Source organism: Niallia sp. RD1, from assembly GCF_024219955.1.
GTDB classification, from domain to species: domain Bacteria; phylum Bacillota; class Bacilli; order Bacillales; family Cytobacillaceae; genus Niallia; species Niallia alba.
In genome coordinates this window covers 2,101,181-2,119,740 of the sequence record NZ_CP100420.1, presented here as the reverse complement: position 1 = coordinate 2,119,740, position 18,560 = coordinate 2,101,181, and the positions used below count along the sequence as shown (strand labels likewise).

At 34.8% G+C, this 18,560-nt stretch carries 17 protein-coding genes; 7 read left to right on the top strand and 10 right to left on the bottom strand.

The window, feature by feature from the left end; all coding sequences use genetic code 11:
- The first annotated feature begins 79 nt into the window (after positions 1-79).
- Together NKG37_RS10115 and NKG37_RS10110 are read left to right on the top strand one after the other, a co-directional pair.
- Positions 80-796: an FHA domain-containing protein gene (locus tag NKG37_RS10115; RefSeq protein ID WP_254416165.1), complete on the top strand. Its 717-nt coding sequence runs from the start codon at positions 80-82 to the stop codon at positions 794-796.
- A 72-nt stretch (positions 797-868) separates the two neighbouring features.
- Complete coding sequence (locus NKG37_RS10110; RefSeq protein WP_254415550.1) at positions 869-2,116, top strand: ISL3 family transposase; 1,248 nt, start codon at positions 869-871, stop codon at positions 2,114-2,116.
- A 108-nt stretch (positions 2,117-2,224) separates the two neighbouring features.
- Here the strand turns inward: NKG37_RS10110 and NKG37_RS10105 are convergent, their stop codons facing one another.
- From NKG37_RS10105 to NKG37_RS10095, 3 genes are all read right to left on the bottom strand, one after another.
- Positions 2,225-2,416, bottom strand: a complete 192-nt coding sequence (locus tag NKG37_RS10105) for a hypothetical protein (protein ID WP_016202241.1) — start codon at positions 2,414-2,416, stop codon at positions 2,225-2,227.
- 632 nt (positions 2,417-3,048) lie between these two features.
- Positions 3,049-4,089, bottom strand: coding sequence for a SepM family pheromone-processing serine protease (locus NKG37_RS10100; protein WP_016202240.1), 1,041 nt, complete (start codon positions 4,087-4,089; stop codon positions 3,049-3,051).
- Positions 4,090-4,164: 75 nt separating this feature from the next.
- On the bottom strand, positions 4,165-5,583 hold the full coding sequence (locus tag NKG37_RS10095; protein WP_016202239.1) for a MocR-like pyridoxine biosynthesis transcription factor PdxR: 1,419 nt from the start codon (positions 5,581-5,583) through the stop codon (positions 4,165-4,167).
- Between the two features lie 256 nt (positions 5,584-5,839).
- On the opposite strand from NKG37_RS10095, the gene NKG37_RS10090 reads away from it, so the two are divergent.
- The gene (locus tag NKG37_RS10090) at positions 5,840-6,547 is read left to right on the top strand and encodes an aspartate/glutamate racemase family protein (protein WP_254416164.1); all 708 of its coding nucleotides are present in this window, start codon (positions 5,840-5,842) and stop codon (positions 6,545-6,547) included.
- A gap of 593 nt (positions 6,548-7,140) precedes the next feature.
- Here NKG37_RS10090 and NKG37_RS10085 read toward each other — a convergent pair.
- Entirely contained in the window at positions 7,141-7,980 is an 840-nt protein-coding gene (locus NKG37_RS10085; protein WP_169187835.1) for an STAS domain-containing protein, read from the bottom strand.
- 109 nt (positions 7,981-8,089) lie between these two features.
- The gene (locus NKG37_RS10080) at positions 8,090-8,944 is read right to left on the bottom strand and encodes a VOC family protein (RefSeq protein WP_254416163.1); all 855 of its coding nucleotides are present in this window, start codon (positions 8,942-8,944) and stop codon (positions 8,090-8,092) included.
- Between the two features lie 143 nt (positions 8,945-9,087).
- Between NKG37_RS10080 and NKG37_RS10075 the strand changes: the two genes are divergently transcribed.
- Positions 9,088-9,399, top strand: coding sequence for a winged helix-turn-helix transcriptional regulator (locus tag NKG37_RS10075; RefSeq protein ID WP_169187833.1), 312 nt, complete (start codon positions 9,088-9,090; stop codon positions 9,397-9,399).
- Between the two features lie 71 nt (positions 9,400-9,470).
- Here the strand turns inward: NKG37_RS10075 and NKG37_RS10070 are convergent, their stop codons facing one another.
- Complete coding sequence (locus tag NKG37_RS10070) at positions 9,471-9,701, bottom strand: excisionase family DNA-binding protein (RefSeq protein ID WP_212121049.1); 231 nt, start codon at positions 9,699-9,701, stop codon at positions 9,471-9,473.
- Between the two features lie 134 nt (positions 9,702-9,835).
- Here NKG37_RS10070 and NKG37_RS10065 point away from each other — a divergent pair, with 134 nt between their 5' ends.
- Complete coding sequence (locus tag NKG37_RS10065) at positions 9,836-10,030, top strand: hypothetical protein (protein WP_212121051.1); 195 nt, start codon at positions 9,836-9,838, stop codon at positions 10,028-10,030.
- Positions 10,031-10,151: 121 nt separating this feature from the next.
- Here the strand turns inward: NKG37_RS10065 and NKG37_RS10060 are convergent, their stop codons facing one another.
- The 4 genes from NKG37_RS10060 to NKG37_RS10045 all read right to left on the bottom strand — a co-directional run bounded on the left by NKG37_RS10060 (position 10,152) and on the right by NKG37_RS10045 (position 16,497).
- Complete coding sequence (locus NKG37_RS10060; protein WP_224427696.1) at positions 10,152-12,227, bottom strand: bifunctional diguanylate cyclase/phosphodiesterase; 2,076 nt, start codon at positions 12,225-12,227, stop codon at positions 10,152-10,154.
- A gap of 218 nt (positions 12,228-12,445) precedes the next feature.
- Positions 12,446-13,045 carry a methyltransferase gene (locus tag NKG37_RS10055; protein ID WP_212121055.1) on the bottom strand — a complete coding sequence of 200 codons (600 nt, stop codon included), beginning with the start codon at positions 13,043-13,045 and terminating at the stop codon, positions 12,446-12,448.
- 52 nt (positions 13,046-13,097) lie between these two features.
- Complete coding sequence (locus tag NKG37_RS10050) at positions 13,098-14,684, bottom strand: response regulator transcription factor (RefSeq protein ID WP_224427697.1); 1,587 nt, start codon at positions 14,682-14,684, stop codon at positions 13,098-13,100.
- Positions 14,665-16,497 carry a cache domain-containing sensor histidine kinase gene (locus NKG37_RS10045; protein ID WP_254416162.1) on the bottom strand — a complete coding sequence of 611 codons (1,833 nt, stop codon included), beginning with the start codon at positions 16,495-16,497 and terminating at the stop codon, positions 14,665-14,667. The genes NKG37_RS10050 and NKG37_RS10045 overlap by 20 nt, the downstream gene beginning before the upstream one ends.
- 258 nt (positions 16,498-16,755) lie before the next feature.
- Between NKG37_RS10045 and NKG37_RS10040 the strand changes: the two genes are divergently transcribed.
- Entirely contained in the window at positions 16,756-17,721 is a 966-nt protein-coding gene (locus NKG37_RS10040) for a carbohydrate ABC transporter permease (protein WP_016202228.1), read from the top strand.
- The gene (locus NKG37_RS10035; RefSeq protein WP_016202227.1) at positions 17,721-18,548 is read left to right on the top strand and encodes a carbohydrate ABC transporter permease; all 828 of its coding nucleotides are present in this window, start codon (positions 17,721-17,723) and stop codon (positions 18,546-18,548) included. The genes NKG37_RS10040 and NKG37_RS10035 overlap by 1 nt, the downstream gene beginning before the upstream one ends.
- The last annotated feature ends 12 nt before the right edge of the window (positions 18,549-18,560 follow it).

Here is an 18,560-nt window from a genome sequence, read left to right as displayed (position 1 = left end):
AGTTTACATAATAATATAATGATTAATCAATAGATATTGAATGATACATTTATGATAATTCGTTTATAGGAGTAAAAATATGAAGGAGTCAATATTCTTAATTGTCGAACAGGGGGCGCCATTTGAGGCGGGAGACTTTATCCCACTGAATAACTCGATTTTGATTGCAGGTAGAAAAGGGACAAACTGGGATCCTGATCTTTTGTTTCGCAATATTTTTGTATCACGAAAGCACTTTGCGATTTATTATAAAGATCATCAATGTTACATCAAGGATTTGAATAGTAAGCACGGAACTTTTTTAAATCATAGACGCTTAAATGCACACGAAGAGACCATCCTCAAAGCTTCTGATAAAATTTCACTAGCAAATGATTTAATTAAACTTTCTGTTGCTTCTATTGTGGATGATACTTCCGATATTATACCGATTATTGACGGGATAGAGAAACGGTTATCAAAGGAATTTTATCTCGATCCACTCAAACAAGAATTGTCCTGGTATAATCAAACGTGGAAATTTTCGGAGAAAGAGTTTAAATGCATCGATTTTCTTATCAAAAATAAGGATCAATTTGTCTCAAAAGAAGACCTGATTCAATGTGTATGGTCAGAGCGAAGCCAAAATTATGGAGGCACGTTTGATGTAAGTAATGAAGAAATCAATTCCATCATTTATCGAATACGCAAAAAAACGAAGCTTATCATTAGCATTGAAAACATAAGAGGAAAAGGATATATTCTTTCTTTTATTAATGAAAAAAATGGCTCTACGCCAAAATCTGTTCTTGCTTAAAAAAGAGTACAAAAAAACATCTGTATCCGTTAATGTTGAAAGTACGACCAAACAACAGAACGAGGTATACAGATGCATTCCCATTCTATCAAGGTTTTACTCGATTTACCAGAGTTAAATGTATGTGCTATTCAAAAAGTAAAAGATCAAGTGCTCATTGAAGTGACACCGATTGATGCCACACAGCCTTGTCCAGTATGTGCATCAACGCAAACGATTCGTCGTGGCACGGCTTATCAACGAAAAGTACGTCACCTCCCTGCGTTTGGGAAACGGGTGTATTTACTGCTGCCCGCTATCCGTTTAACATGCAAAGATTGTCATGCCCATTTTGTGTGGCATTACGACTGTGTTGCGCCAAAAAAGCGCTATACAAAGGCATTTGAAGCCACGTTACCGAAACAAGCGATAGGAGCGACGATTGCCCATGCGGCGCGCCTCTCTGAAACACCACCAACAACGGTTCACCGTGTTGTACGTCAATGGATGGCAGTGGAGTCGGTTCGCGTTCAAAGACGATGCGCACAACAGGCTAAAGTGAGTACGGGTCTTGTACTGGGTATCGATGACTTTGCGATTCGTAAAGGACATCGATATAACACCGGCTTACACGATTTACGTGGTGGCACGTTTTTAGATGTCATCCCAGGTCGTACGATTGCAGAATTACAGGATTATTATCAAGCGCAGCCGATTTGGCAGACGCTTAATCCCGTCGCTGTCGTCATGGATTTAGCGCAAGGCTATCATACATTCGTAAAAGAAATGTATCCAAATGCCATTCGAATTGCCGATCGTTTTCACGTCAATCGTTACGTAACGGATACCTTACAAACTATGCGAAAACAGGTTCAAAAGAGCCTTTCTCCCTGTGCGAAAGCCGATTTAAAACAACACTTCCATATTCTTGGTAAACGTCATGACCAGATCACAAGAGACGAAATGGTGATTTTAAAACGACTGCTTGGTTATGCGAAATTACTTCGCCAAGTGTATGAATGGAAAGAAGCCTTCATTGCTTGGTATGACTGCAGTCCATCGTATAGCCTTGCCAAAAAAGGTTACGAAAGATGGCTGGCGCAAGGAAAAGCAATTGACCATCCGATTGTAGAAATCTGTTTAAAAACGATGCACAATTGGCAAGAAGAAATCTGTAATTATCATCAATTGCGTTTTACGAATGCATCGGTTGAAGGAAAAAATAATAAAATCAAGGCTCTGCAGCGTCGTCACTATTTCACTCGCAATCCGGAGTGCTATAAGCAACACATTTTATTGGAGTGCAATGAAGAATGGATTCAATACGGCTACGGCTCTTAGTCAAGAACATGTTTTGATAAAGAGCCAAAAAAATAGCGTGATTTAAAATGATTTGGCAAAAAAAAGCGACAAACGCTAGAGAGTTTGTCGCCTTTTTTAGGCTCTTCCTTATTTTTTCTTTTCATCCTCTTTTTCAATTTTCTCTACAGGGGAATGCCCCATCCAATCTTCTTGTTTCATTTTCTTTTTTCTTCTTCTTTGTGATACAACAATGACAAGAATAATAAGAACGATTAAAAGGAGAGGCACTCCAAAAGCTCCATAAAGAATATTAAAAAGACCATTGATAAATTCTGACATGGTGAACCTCCTTGTAAGTGCCGTGGCGGCAATCCATTCGTACTTTTCCACTTCTATATATACCTTTCCCATTTCCTTCTTTTCTAAACGCTAAAATTTAGGAGAAATCATCTATGATTACAGCAACATGCCTCTTAAGACGTAAAGAGGCCAGGACAAAACAAAATGTATAATGAATAAAGACGAACAATCTCTAATTTAGTAGTGAAACCAATTCGTTCCATCATTTTTTAAAGGAAATATAATTAGTAGGAAATACAAAGCAGCCGGAATACACGTAGACTCCCTCCGGAAAAGTTGATATACCAACGTTTGTAGTTGATTATTAGTGAAATAAAAAAATTTTTTTAAACTTATTTCAGACTTATCACAGGTGGTTTTACCCATTATTTTAAATAACTGGAAAATAAGAGGACGCTCCTGTGGGATTAGCGAGACAGTCTGAGACTCTTGGGGCGAAGTGTAGGAGTCTCACCCCCTTTCTCTCCAAACAACACATGAAAATTCAATGTAAGTTTCTAAAAATCTTTTTGTCGACAAACTGAATCTCCTTAAATAAATGAAGGAGATTCTAACTAAGCAATTTTTATCATTTAAATGGTCTTTAAAAGCAGCGGTGCTCCCACTAAAGATTATTTCTTTTCAGGAAGCTTTTCCAAATACTGAACTGCCTCTTTTAATGTACTAACTGGGACAATCTTAATATCTTTATATCCTTCTTCTCTCACTTGTTCTTTAATTTCCTTTTCATTTGTGTCATATTCCGTTATATCTCGAGGATAAAAGAATATATCTACATCTTCTTTATGTGCTGCGACAATTTTATGCTGAATTCCGCCGATTTGCCCAACATTTCCTTCTGCATCCATTGTTCCGGTGCCTGCAATTTTGTACCCTTTTGTTAAATCTTCTTCTACAATCTGATTATACACTTCTAATGAAAACATCAATCCAGCTGAGGGACCACCAATATTTTCACTATTAATCGCAACGTCAATAGAAGGCTTGATTGTCATATTATCTTCAGGAGCGATACCAATTCCAACTTGACCTGTCTTTTTATCTAATTCAATTACTTCAACAGTTGCTTCCTTCTTTTCCTTCCCATGCATAAATTCTAACTGAACTTTGTCTCCTGCCTGCTTCTCTCTTAAATAAGCAATTAACTCTGTACTTTTCGTAAATTCTTTGCCATCTACCTTTTGGATAATATCTCCAACTTCGATAATAGACTTTGCTTTAGAGTTTTCTAATACTTGGGCAACGAAAATCCCGTTATAGTTAAACTCAACTTTCTTTCCTGCTTCATGAAGGCTAGCAATAATAGCATTTTGCTTGGAAGTATCCATCATGTGGAGCAATAGCTTATTGTACTCTGCATCACTAAGATTTCCTTTTACTTCTTCTTCTTTGCGGATTTCTGTATGTGGTGCGACTAATCCGTACAAATATATATAGGGATTATTAGCTTTAATCGAATAAACAGTTGTTAAATTAAGACTTCCCTTTTCTGATTTTGTTCCATCTTCTACTGTCACTTTAGGTGCAAGTGCTTCAATAGAGCCTGGCTGATTTAAATAATAAGGGGTTGGGATAAATAAGAGAACAATGAGTACCCCAAAAAGTATGGTTAACCACTTTTTTGAAAAGATGCTTTTTCTTGATTTATTCATATTTACATACTCCTTAGGATAATAATTTACATATATAATTATATTTACATACATTGCATTAAAAAAGAATGAATTTTAGATAGTTTTTCCATTAAAAAAGGCTTTTCCATTCTCCTCTAGCATTCTTCGTAATAAGTGGACCCCCTTTTCCATTTCCTCTAACGATAATCCTCCATATCCCATTACGATTCTTTCCTTATGCTTTCCTTTTTCTAAACTATATTGTTCAATTGGATATACCTTCACGCCAAATTGTTCCATTTTATGTATTAAGGCTGAATGAAAGTCTATACCTGGAATCTCCACAACTAGATGCATGCCTGCTGATTTACCAATAATTGTAGCGTTGTGGAAATTTTGCTGAATAGCTGCAACTAATCGTTCTCTTTTCTCTTTATAGATTTTTTTCATTTTGCGTACATGGCGATCTAAATATCCTTCCCTGATAAAATGCGCTAATACTAATTGTTCCAGCGAAGAAGTATGGCGATCGGAAAACCATTTAATTTTCTCAAAGGAATCAACTAGTTCCTCTGGTAATATAACATACCCAATCCGCAAACCAGGTGATAGTATTTTGCTAAAAGTTCCCACGTAAATAACATGGTTCGGTGCTATTCCTTGAATAGACGGAACAGGTGCCCCTTCATAGGTAAATTCACTATCATAATCATCTTCCACAATATAGCAATTCATCTTTTGAGCGTATTCTATTAATTGAAGCCTTCTTTGAATAGAGAGTATACCGCCTAACGGAAATTGATGGGAAGGGATAACAAAAACAAAGCTAGGTGCCTGTTTTGGCAAGCCGTTTGGGTCGATGCCATTCTCATCCACGGGAACAGGAATAATATCCGCATTAGCAAAGGTAAATATATTCCTCATTTCATCTGTTACTGGATCTTCCACAGCAATGGCTTTGTTGTCTTTACCAAGCATTTCCGTAATAAGTTTAAGACCTTGAGTAGCACCAGATGTGATAAAAATCTGTTCTGCCCTGCATTGTACTCCTCTGACTCTTTTTAAATAAACAACAAGCGCATCCTTTAATTCTTTCATTCCTGATGCATCTCCATATCCAAAGACGGCTTCAGTAGAATGTAAACAAATTTCCTTTGTTAATTGTGCCCATTTTTTTCTTGGAAAATAATCTATTGCTGGATTGCCAGCTTTAAAATCTATATACGTCTGGTTTTCGGTCATTTTTCTAGGAGCATCTATCCTCTTTGTTCTTTCTATAAAAGAAAGAGAGGTGCCTTGTGCTACAAAGGTCCCTGACTTTGGCCTAACTTCCAAATACCCTTCTGCAATTAAGCGCTCATAAGCCTCAAGAACAATATTTCGAGATACGCCAATAGAACCTGCTAATTCTCTAGACGAGGGCAACTTCTCTCCTTCTTTTAATTGTTTTTCCAATATGCCATTACGAACTTGATCATAAATTTGTTGAGTTAATGAAATTGATTTGGATCGGTCAATCGTGATAAAGATCATGAGAAATCCTCCAATAAAGTGAAACTTCCATCAGTGGGGGTTTTTCCTTCCTCCCCACTAACGGTTAGTTGAACCAATCGGCCCTTTAAGCTCCCACCTATCTTCCTTGTATTCTCATAACCTTGAGGGAGGAGTCTTACTTTCCGTAAAGGGGGGATAAAGACTAACTGGTACTATAAAAGTATTTAATTTCTGGCTCTACTCTATACCAGTATACCATGATATCATGGGGAAAATGCTCGAAAGGAGTTTTACCATGAAAACAATTGGACTTATTGGCGGTTTGAGCTGGGAGTCAACTACTGATTATTATCGATATATAAATACATTGGTAAAAGAAAAAATGGGAGGATTACACTCTGCAAAATGTCTTCTTTATTCCTTTGACTTCGAAGAAATCGTCGCCCTTCAAAAAGCTGGTCATTGGGAAAAGGCTACTGAATTAATGATAAACGCCGCAAAAACATTGGAAGCAGGAGGAGCAGATGTTGTCTTAATCTGTACAAATACTATGCATAAGATGGCAAAAGAAGTACAAGCATCCTTATCTATTCCTTTACTTCACATTGCAGAGGTTACAGGAAACAAAGCGAAAGAAGCTGGTTTGAAAAAAGTTGGCTTATTAGGAACCATGTTTACAATGGAGCATGCCTTTTATAAAGAGACTCTTTTAGATCAAGGGATAGAAACGATTGTCCCTGAAAAAGAAGATAGAGAATCTGTTCATCACATCATATTTGATGAATTATGCAAAGGGATCATTCTTCCTGAATCGAAGAAAACATATATACGAATCATTGAAAAGCTTATCGATCAAGGGGCAGAAGGCGTTATATTAGGATGTACAGAGATTCCTTTACTTATTAAACAAGAAGATAGTTCTATTCCGTTATTTGATACAACGTTTTTACATGCTAAAGCTGCTGTTTCCTTTGCTCTTACGAAAGAATTAACTTTAAGATAAAGAAGCTTAAAATCCTTCCCATTCCTATATCGAAGGAAACAAATTTAAATTAGTATTTGTTAACTAGGGTACCTTCACCCTAGTTTTTTACATTTATCTAAATTCTATATAATACAGCTTAACTTCTTTCGGTGAAAAGGAAGCGAGACAATGAAATGATTACTTTGGAATAATATTTATATAGAAGAACTTAATGAGGTATTAAATCGAGATGAGGCAATGTAGGTTTCTCTGTGGAAAATGTCACTATTAGCACAAGTGATGTTTATAACGCGCAAGAACGGCTGATAGATGAAGCAGAAATGCTAGATTTCAACTTTAATAACAGCTGAAAAATAGATTAACTACTGTTAAATCGATGAAAGAGAACAAGTACGGCAGGCAAACCCTTTTACAGTGAACTGTAAGATTGTGTGAGCCAACAAGGTACTCCTGTCGCAAAATTTTCCGTATTAAATACAAATAAGTAACAATTTACTTGTCCCTTATCCACCTATATGCATAATAGTCGATAAATTTTTGCACACAGAAATTGGGCGCACTTCAAAAATAGCACTCGTTCCTTTCACTGATTTCTAATAATGAAAATAAACTTATTTTTTTAAGTTACCATCTTGCTCAATTGCTTTAGAAAGAGTGGAAGCAATTGAAATATCTGTAAAAGATAATCCTAATTGTATAGCTGTTGTTGCTATTTCAGGTCGAATACCTGATAACGTCGTTTTCACACCAATTAGGCTTAAACCATTAATCAGTTGAAATATTTGATGGGCAACCATTGTATCAATAATGACTACACCTGATAGATCAATGAATAATCGGGATACTTTCTTCTCTGCACATTGTTTAATCGTATTTTCTAATATAGAAGCAGCACGGGCTGTATCAATATCTCCAACAAGCGGCAACAGCGCTCTTGAGTTGCTTAAAGAAATGACTGGAGAACTTAGTTCGTTGATCATTTCCTGTTGTGCTACTAGTTGCCTATTTGAATAATTGTGATGTTCCTCTGTGTATTTCAAAATAATTTCATCTAGAACCTTTACAACGCCATGACTCCATTCAATGACGCGCTCCTGCCCAACATGATGTTTTGTTGCATATTCTTTAATCAATTGAAAATATTGCTCTCTCGTTCGAATAAATTCACGAATAATAAAATGAATAGGTGTATCTAAGTGTGCTTGATCGGTCGCAATTTTAAAAATCCAGTCCTTTATATCTTCAAGGAATTCTTCCTTGTCCTTAATAAATAGACCAGCAAGCCGATGATGAAAATCATTATTCTGCTTCTTTATTGTTTCAATTGTATATGAATCAGTTGATGCATATACACCTTTAGGGTCATTTTTTGTTAGATTTTTATACCATTCTTCTGTTAGTCTTTCTGTATTGTCGATGAAATATTGATAGACGCCCTCATTATTGTGCAACTAATTCCTCACCCCTATTAAATGTTGATTAATACTTAAACTGAAATTTTTGTATAATCTAATTAAAAGTTTAATAAGAAAAGAGAAATTAAGCAATTCTTTTATACGTTCAAATGACAGTTAAGTGAATAGTATTTCCGGAAGGATCCGATGTGTACCATTTACCCTCTTTTTGCATAATTAATGCACCTAACTGTGTAAGTCTTTGTTTTATTTCTTCTAGTTTTTCTTGGCTAGGTATTTTCAAATCATAGTAAGCTAAACCGACCTGATTCGTTTTTGGAGCTGGAGCACCAATTCCATTCCAAACATTTAAACCGATGTGATGATGATATCCTCCTGTTGAAAGGAAAAACGCTTGTGAACCATATTTTTGAACGATATCATAACCTAATCCTTTCACATAAAAATCAACAGTCTCTGTTAACTCCGCTACATGTAAGTGGATATGGCCTAGAATAGTTCCTTCAGGAAGCCCTCCCCATTGACCATTTCTAGCAGACTTAAGAACCGCTTTTGTATCCATATAGGTTGTATCCATCTTAACGAGGCCGCCATCCCACTCCCATTCTGTTGCCTTTCTGTCACGATAGACTTCAATCCCATTCCCGTCTGGATCTGCTAAATAGATTGCTTCACTGACAAAATGATCTGAGGCCCCTTGCAATGGATATCCTGTATCTAGTAAATGGTTTAATACTAAACCGAGATCCTCTCTTGATGGAACTAATATAGCAAAATGATATAGTCCTGTTGTGCGTATCGTTTTTGGCTCGACCTCTTCTAACTCTTCTAAGAACAGAAAGGGTTCCCCTGCTCCAGCACACAGAGCTGCTTTCTTCTTCTCTTTGCTTGCAACAGAAAACCCCATTATATCTGTATAAAATAAAAGGGAGTTTTCAAGATTAGATACTTTTAATGTTACTGTTCTCGCATAAATAGTTGAATCGTCATGAAATGCCATTTATTCTTCCTCCTAAGTTACTTACTTTATGTAAGTAATTTTAATTTAATAAATAACAATTGTAAAGTAATCTAATTACGATTCATAATATTTTTACTTAAAATAATAATTATTGTATACTTATTAAGAGGGGGGGATGTAAAATGAACCATTCGTCAATTTGTCCACGGTTTGAAAAAGCAATGAGTATTTTAAGCCAACGCTGGACTGGTTTAATTATTTATCAGCTGTTAAACGGTCCTCAACGTTTCTGTTCTATAGAATCCTCCATTGGCATAAGCGGAAGACTTTTATCGGAGAGATTAAAGGATTTAGAGCAAGCAGGTATTGTGGTAAGAGAAGTGTACCCTGAAACTCCTGTTAGAATTGAATACTCGCTAACAGAAAAAGGGCGTTCATTAAAACCAATTATGAAAGAAATCGAAAATTGGTCTCATTCGTGGCTAGAAGTATAAACATAATATAAGGGTATATCTCCATTAAGCCAAGCGTTTAATAAAGATATATCCTATTTACTTATAAAAAATTAATCCTCATCTTTAATATCCAAATCTTCGGGAATTGGTTCATTTAATACTTCTTCTACGAACTTTTTATATGTTTCTACTTGTTTAAAGTGGGTGTTAAATTGCTCCTTGTTAATAAGATAATCTGTTCCATCATAGATGGCCCGGATTTGGTTTTGTAAAATTAAGTTTTTTACTTTTATTTCTGAAATGGAAAGCAGATCTGCGGTTTCCTTCACTGATAAATACATAAAAACACCTCTTTATTATCGATTTGCTAATCTTCTTTACACTGACTCCACTTAAACTTAACTCTTTCTTTATACTACCTTCATTAATAAACGGTATAGTTACATTATCGGCACAATCAAAGGAGGATGAATAAATGAGTTTCGTTCTGAACAGCTTATTTTTAGTAATGATCTTTTGTTGTTTCTCTTTCATATTTTATCAGTCTTTCTTCGCTAAAACTAGAAAAGTAAGTGCTCCGAGTTCAGCATCTATCCAATTAGATAACACTTCCTGTGATACAAAAAGTACAGGGGTATTCTCTAAAGATATTAACCTATCTACAGAATAACAGTCATAGCTCACCACAGACTGCGATTAATCCCCAATCATACTATTTTTATCTAGAATTTTTTTACTATAAGAAAAGGATCATCCTTTCTTTTTTTATCGAAGCGGATGATCCTTATTCTCTATTTATTGATATTGTCCTTTAAACGAAAAACCCACTCTTCTAAAGCAACGATATTCATTGGTTTAGCATAATAATAGCCTTGGATAATTGGCAACTCATTAATAGCAGATAAATATTCAATCTGTTCTTCTCTTTCTACCCCTTCTATCACAATGCTCAAATGCAGAGAACTCCCTAGGGCAATAATAGCCTTAATAATTTCTCCATCCTTTTGCGATTCAGGTACTCCATCAATAAATGACTTATCTATTTTTAATGTATTGACTGGAATTCTTTTTAAATAAGATAGGGAAGATACCCCTGTACCAAAATCATCAAGAGCAACTGAAAAGCCTGCACTTCTAAAAGCTTGTACGGATTGAATTGCCCCTTCAATATTACCAACAGCACTAGTTTCTGTTATTTCAAGCTCTATTAGTGACGGACTTAGCTCATATTTGTCTACATTGGTTGTCAAGCTTCTTATTAATCTTGGAGAGGTCACATATGGACCTGGAATGTTAATAGCTATAGGGATGCTTCTACCTTGCTGCTCCCATAAGGCAAGTTGCTTACATACCTCTTCAATGATCCAATCGGTAACCTCCCACATTTTATCAGACGCCTCTAAAATCGGAATAAACACAGCTGGTGAAAGCTCTCCATATATAGGATGCTTCCACCTCAACAAGGCTTCCACTCCAGCTACTTCCTTTGAATTTAGGAATACTTTAGGCTGATAGACTAAGTATAGCTGTTTTTTTATGAGAGCATCCTCTATCTCATTCACAAGATGATTAGCGAAAGTCCGTTTATGTTTATCTGAATCATACTTTATAATTTCATTATCATAGCGAATCGAATAATGGGTTAAAACGGCAACAGCATTTTTATATATTTGTTTGGAAGAAATTTTTTTCTCATTAACAGATAGAGCAATAGCTGTTTCTATCTTGATGATTTGATCATCAATTGTCACTGGACTAGATAAAATAGTTGTTAAATGATTAAGTCCTGCAAGCAATTTCTCTAAGTCTTCATTAGTCATACTTAAGAATGCGAAACGGTTACCTTCTATTCGAAACAATTCTACATTAGGGGGCATTAATTTCGTACATAATTCTTCAATATAAGTGATAATTTTATCACCAAAGTAATAGCCATACTTACTATTCCATTTATTTAAATCGTGAATATGAAGAATAGCCATTCCAGTTAAATAAGTGGAAGATTCAATTAACCTTTCAAATTGTCTACGATTTGGAAGCTTCGTTAAGGCGTCAAAATAGTTTAGGCGATAATCCACATAGCGATCCAGTAGACTTGATAAAATGGACAATAATAGAATAATAACAATACCGATTGTTACACCAAGAATAATTGATTTTATACTCATGTGATGCATATGGGAGTGAATAAGTTCCAAATCCGAATCCACATAATACTTGACAGCATGCATTCCTGTATAATGCATACTCGATATCGCGATCCCCATCAAAAGAGAGGTAATACCTTTCACGATAAAGTTATTCATATATGGCTGTAGCTTCAAAAAAATAAATAACGAAAAAAATGAAACAAGAATTGCAATGAAAACAGATAAAATAAAATACCCTAAATGATAAGCATAATCAGCCTCTAAAATCATTGCTTTCATCCCAATGTAGTGCATAGCGCTGATGCCAATCCCCATAAACATTCCAGCGAATACAATTAATCTAGTAGAATTCCTTGCCTTACTTGATAGGATGAAAGCTAAAAAGGTTGCTAGAATAGCTGGCACTATCGAAAGAATCGTTAATGGGACATTAAAACTCATTTCTACTGGGAGTCTCGATGCACTCATTCCAATAAAGTGCATAGACCAAATTCCAAATCCCATCGTAATGGATGCTAACCCTAACCATACGTATCGGTGGAAAAAGCTACTATAAACAATCCTTTCATTCATAGAAAGTGATGTATAAGATGCTAAACATGCAATAACAACTGATAATAGGATAATAGGAATGGAATATTCCACTGGTAAATAAGTTACGGTATCAACGCTTGGCAATGTAAAAATAGTAATTTCCCCTCTAAAAAATACGGTCATGAGGGACAGTTCATTGAATCAGTTGTTCTTCTCATTTACGTATTTTACAATTTTAAAAGACTTTTCACCTATGTCTTTTTACTTATATAACTGAATATAAAGGATAAATCAACTTTAGACAATCCTTTCATTCCTAGCATTATTTTCCAAACGCTAAAATGAAAGAAAACAGAAAAACCCATTTTCTCTAGAACGAAAACGGGCAGAAAGCCAGTAAATTAATAGATTGATTTATAAATAACAAAATGGTCTTTATCTGTCTTATTCCCTACATGTACATCTGCCTCTTTTTCAAAAAACGCATGATTATCCATAAAAAATAGATATTCATTTGAGGGAAAATAGAGGATAATTTTCACTATACGGCTTTTTTCCTCTAGCGAATATAACAAATTACTGATAATCTTTTGAAAGATTGGCAAGGAAAAAGGGTTGAAGAAATAGAAATAATTATCTTCTGGTTGTATAGCATAACCTTCTGCTTTTCCTAAATGAAAATTTATCTTCCTTTCTCTTACCTTCCTATTTTTCCTGTATTTTTCTAGATTGTATAACGCATCCTGGTAAAATTCCTCATTCATTTCAATACCCGTTACGGTAGATTGAAATAAGTAATGAATGAAAAAGTTTAAGCGGCCTTTCCCACAGCCAAAATCGACTACATAGTCTGTCTTATGAAGAGGAAATTCATGAAATAACTTTTCTAAATGCTCATATGGAGTTGGTTCATACCGATGATAATGGTAAGATTTATTGAATCCAAATTGTATCTCTTCCGTTTCGATATGTAGTAATTTATCATAGTTCAATTTATACACCCATTTTCTCTATTTCCTTAAAGCAAGTGGAAGACAAGCTAATGCTAGAATTTCACTTTATATCCTCTAGCTTCTTTTCACGATATTCATTTGGTGATACACCTACTATTTTTTTAAATACTTTGCGAAAATATTTATCGTCTTGGTATCCAATCATATTGGCAATATCATATACCTTTAGATTACTGCTTTTCAATAGTTCCTGTGCTTTTTTCATTCGGATGGACACTACATACTCGGAAATATTTATGTTGTATTCCTGTTTGAATTTTCTTGAAATATATTCTCTGCTAATATAAAAATGATTGGATATTTCTTGGAGTTTAATCTCTCGATGAAAGTTTGCCTTTACATACTTTTCAATCTCATGAATAACATTTTGAGACTTTCTTGTATTTTGTCTTTTCACGCGGCGAAGAAACAAAGCAATTTCTTTTTTCTTCCTTGTTTTATAAGCTTCTAACTGAAAATGATCATTTTTGTCTATAAACCGATTAATTTGTTCCTCTATGTTGGTCGAAATATTCATTGGGAGATTAAATTCCTTATGCCATCTTGTACTAATCATTTGATATTCATTTTCCAAATGGATAAGTTGCCTCCATGACAGTTGGTTATTACTAGTTAGATCTTTTTGAATTTGACCAATGAGCGAATGAAAAGCATTTAACTCGCCTGCCTGAACAGCCATTTTAATGGAACTAGCATACCCCATTAAGCTTTTTATCTCTTTTTCCTTTTTATCCGTTATTATTTTATCTTGTTGATTTCCCGATACATCTCTATTCATCATAATAGATTTAGCATATTGATAAGAAAGGTTCAATTGTGTAATGGACGTTACTTCTAAACCAATCGTTATCGTACAAGATAGTCCTAGTAGCTCTTTAAGCGTATTATGTACCCCTCGTATTAGAATAACTGCTTCTTCTTTTCTTCTTTTGATAAGAAGAACAATTTCTCCTTTAGCAGTTACATAATGAAAGGCAATTCCACTATTATGCCTGCTAAGCTCCTCATTTATTACATTTAATAAAGTAAATAGTGTTAGGTCTCGATCCCCTTTGAATTGCTCAATAGCTCCATTACTTAGTTGCATGAGGGCAATTGTATATGCCTTTGCTTCTATTAAAAGAAATTCTTCCAAAACATTCTTATCTATTGGATCATTATTTATCATGTGCGTTAGTTGCTGATCTCGGTACGCGGGCTTCATTTTATTAATAAGTTGGTTTTTATCCTGTTTATTTTTTCTTTCCACTTCCTCTTGTTTCCATTCTTGCACTACCCTCATTAATGTATCATTCAACATTTTAGGATCAATAGGTTTCAACAAGTAGTCTGAGCTACCATAATGCATGGCTTTTCTCATATAATGATAGTCGTCATACCCCGTCACGACAATTGTTTTCCCCTCAGCATAATGTTCATCCATCCATTTTAAGAGCTGTGTTCCATCTATTTTAGGCATTTTCATGTCAGAAAAGATAATTTCCGGATGGACCGATTCAATAATTTGAATGGCGTCTTCTCCATTACTTGCTTCATAAATTTCCGTAATCTCATTACCTGCCCAGTCAGCAAGAAGCTTAATTCCTTCACGAACATGTCTTTCATCATCAACGATAAGTGCCTTCATGCCCTTCCACTCCCTCTTGTAAAGATACAGGAATATGAATCATTACAGTAAATTCGTTATTCTCTATACTTTCCATTTCTAACATCGCTTGTCCTCCATAATACAGCTGCAAACGATCATAAATATTTTTTAACCCAATGGACTCTCCTTCTTTGCCAGCCTTTCTTCCTTTGTTGTGATACAATCGATTACGTATTCTCTCAAGCCTTTCTCTACTAATACCTTTCCCATTATCTTGAACAATAAGGACTAAATAATCATCCTCTCGATACGAACGGATCGATATCTTTGCGTCCTCCATATTATCGCTAAACCCATGTTTAAAACAGTTTTCAATGATTGGCTGCAGAATCATTTTAGGAACGAGAATCTCATACGTATTTGGATCAAGTGTTAATGTTACGTCTAACTCATCCTCAAATCTTTGTTTCTGTAATGCTAGATAAGATTGTGAATGGTTTATTTCCTTAGAGAACGGTACCATTTCCTCTCTCATATCCATGCTGTATCGCATCATAGCCGATAGAGACGTTAATAAGGTATAAACCGGAACAGCATTCATTTTCAGAGCAAGTGTACCGATAGACTGAAAGCTATTGTACAGAAAATGAGGATTTATCTGTGATTGCAAAACCTTTAATTGGGATGATTTATTTTCTAACTGCAATTTATATTCTTTATCTATCAGTCTATTTATTTGCAAAACCATTGATTTAAAATGTCTGCCTAGCATCCCAATCTCATCCTGTCCTACGATCTCAAAATCTGTCTCAAAGATACCCTGTTCTGCTTTTTTCATCTTTTCAATTAATACTTTAATAGGTGCTGTAATTTTAAAAGAAATAATTATCGTTATAATCAAGACAACAATTAAAGCCAATAAGGCAATGATAGTATTCATAAATGCGGTTTCCTTTGCACTTTTATAAAGGCTGGCATAAGGAATGCTTTTTATCATATACAAATGATTATCTTGCACTGTAATATTTTCATAAAAAATGACACCAGAAAAATCTTTTCTTTCCCAATTTAATTTGTTTTGCTGTGGATTATTTCGCAATTCATAAAACCATTTATCCCTGCTTTTCTTTCCGATTAACGTTTCATCAGAAGAATAGATAACGGTTCCATTTTCATTTATAATAGAAAGATTTTCTGTATCTTTATATAGCCTATTCACTATCCCTTCAATTTTAGAAAGGTTTATATCAATAGATACGAATCCCAAAATATCATTAGATGGTACATTTCTAATTTTATTGTGAAAAGATAATACTGTAGTCTTCTCTGAGTTTGGAATAATGGATAAACCATTATAACTGTATATCGTATGAGGTGGTTCTATTACAGAATAGTTTGTTTCACTTTCCTCTAATTTTCGATAATAAGGGTGAAAATAGATATTCTGATTTTTCCCTCTTCCGCTTATTCGAGAGTGATAGTTCGTAAAGGAATCTCTCCCTTCGTTTATGTATAAATGCATTTGTTCTATTTCTGATCGAGAATTATAGACATATGCTAATACTCTGCGTACTTCCTCCATATTCTCCTTGCTATTTTCTCCAACTCCTTGGGTCAGTACATTCATGAACGGTGTATACCGATATAAAAGAGTGGACATTAAGGCAATATCCTCCAAGTAAGTGGTGAGTTCCTCGTTTCCTTTCTTCATTAACTCTGTATTATATGCTACCGATTCCTTGTTAATATTATGGATCGTTTGAAAATAAGTAAGAATTATACTGCCTCCAAACGGGAGAATCGTAGCAAGAAGTAAGAAAATCATTAATTTTTTTCGAATACCCCATCTCATAAGGTCGAGAAACTTAAAACAACTTCTTCTTTTCCGATATACAAGAACGAGAAAGGATGTCATTTTTAAACTTCTCTCTCCTCCTTTCCAATAATTATTTACAGAAGGCTAGTCGTAATATAGCAATAAGCTTATCAGAAAAATCCTTATAGAAAAATAATACACAGGGAATGGTCAATATATTACACCTTACCCGTCAATGTAAGCGGTTACCCAAAAGATACAACCATTATATTATAAAAACAGGAGGTGCAGAAAGTGAATAATCAAAATAATATTGAAAAAATAGAAATTCCCTCTATACACCAGACAAATATAGGTAGAAAGAAATCACTCTCTACAAAAAAGAAGAAAAACTGGAAGGAGGCAGGATTATTTTCTTTATTTGTAGGTCCTGTCTTTATTGCATTTACAATTGTCGTTCTCATTCCATTTTTTTCTGGTATCTATTACTCTTTTACCGATTGGAATGGCATCACTGGAGAAATTAAATGGGTCGGCTTTGAAAACTTCAAGTATATATTCACCGAAGATAAACAGTTTCTCCAATCTTTTAAATTAACTGCTATTTACACCATCGTAGCCATTATTTTAACGAACACGATTGGATTCGGCTTAGCATTGCTAGTAACACAAAAGCTAAAATCTAGTAATCTATTACGTACAGTGTTTTTTATGCCAAATCTGCTTGGCGGTCTCTTACTCGGTTTTATCTGGCAATTTATCTTTATTAGAGGGTTTGCTTCTATTGGCGAACTAACAGGAATCCCACTATTCGAATTGGCATGGCTAGGAGATCAAAACACTGCCTTTTGGGGAATCGTGATTGTTAGCGTTTGGCAAGGTGCAGGATATATTATGCTCATTTACATTGCAGCTTTACAAAACATTCCGAAAGAGCTAATCGAGGCGGCAAAAATTGATGGTGCCAGCCGTTTTCAAGTCTTGCGAAACATTAAAATTCCGCTTGTGGCTCCTGCTGTTACGATCTGTTTATTCTTAACAACTGCATCTTCCTTTAAAATATTTGATGCCAACCTTTCTTTAACAAATGGAGGACCGTTCAAATCAACGGAGATGCTCGCACTTAATATTTATACCGAGGCATTTGTAAATAATCGCTATGGAATCGGGGAAGCAAAAGCGCTTATCTTCTTTATTGTTGTAGCAACCATCTCCATTTTGCAGGTCACGATTACTAAGAAAAAAGAGGTGGAATCTTGATGGAGAATAAATATACAAGCAAAACATTCATAATGGAAGTATTCGGTATTATTTTAGGCTTATTATTTTTGATTCCCTTTTACTATGTTATCTCTAATTCACTTAAGCCTTTTTCTGAAATACTAACAAATACATCTGCTTTACCAAGTTCTCTTCAATTTGGGAATTATGTAAACGCTTTTGAAAAGTTAAATTTTCTAAAGGTATTTAGCAATTCGCTTCTTGTGACCATTGCAAGTAATATTGTTTTAGTTGTATTCTGTTCGATGGCTGCGTATATGCTAGTCCGCACAAAAAAGAAAATAAGCAATATAATCTTTATGGCGTTTGTCGCTGCTATGATTATCCCATTCCAATCAATTATGATTCCACTTATTAAAACAGCCTCGAGCTTACACTTGCTTAACAGTATTTGGGGTCTAGTATTCATGTATTTAGGTTTTGGCTCTGGGATAACGATCTTTTTATACCATGGTTTTATTAAAGGAATTCCAGTGGAATTAGAAGAAGCTGCTATTATAGATGGCTGCTCTCGTTTTGGAGTGTTCTGGAGAATCGTTTTTCCATTATTAAAGCCCATTACCGTAACAATCATTATCTTAAATAGCCTATGGATATGGAATGACTACTTATTACCATCGCTAGTCTTACAAAATCCAGAGTTGCGGACAATTCCACTTGCTACTTTCTTCTTCTTTGGCCAGTACACAAAGCAATGGGATCTTGCACTAGCAGCGCTTATGATTGGAATTATCCCACTATTAATCTTCTTCTTTTCGATGCAAAAACATATTATACAAGGGATTACTAGTGGATCTATTAAATAGGGAGCTAAGAGG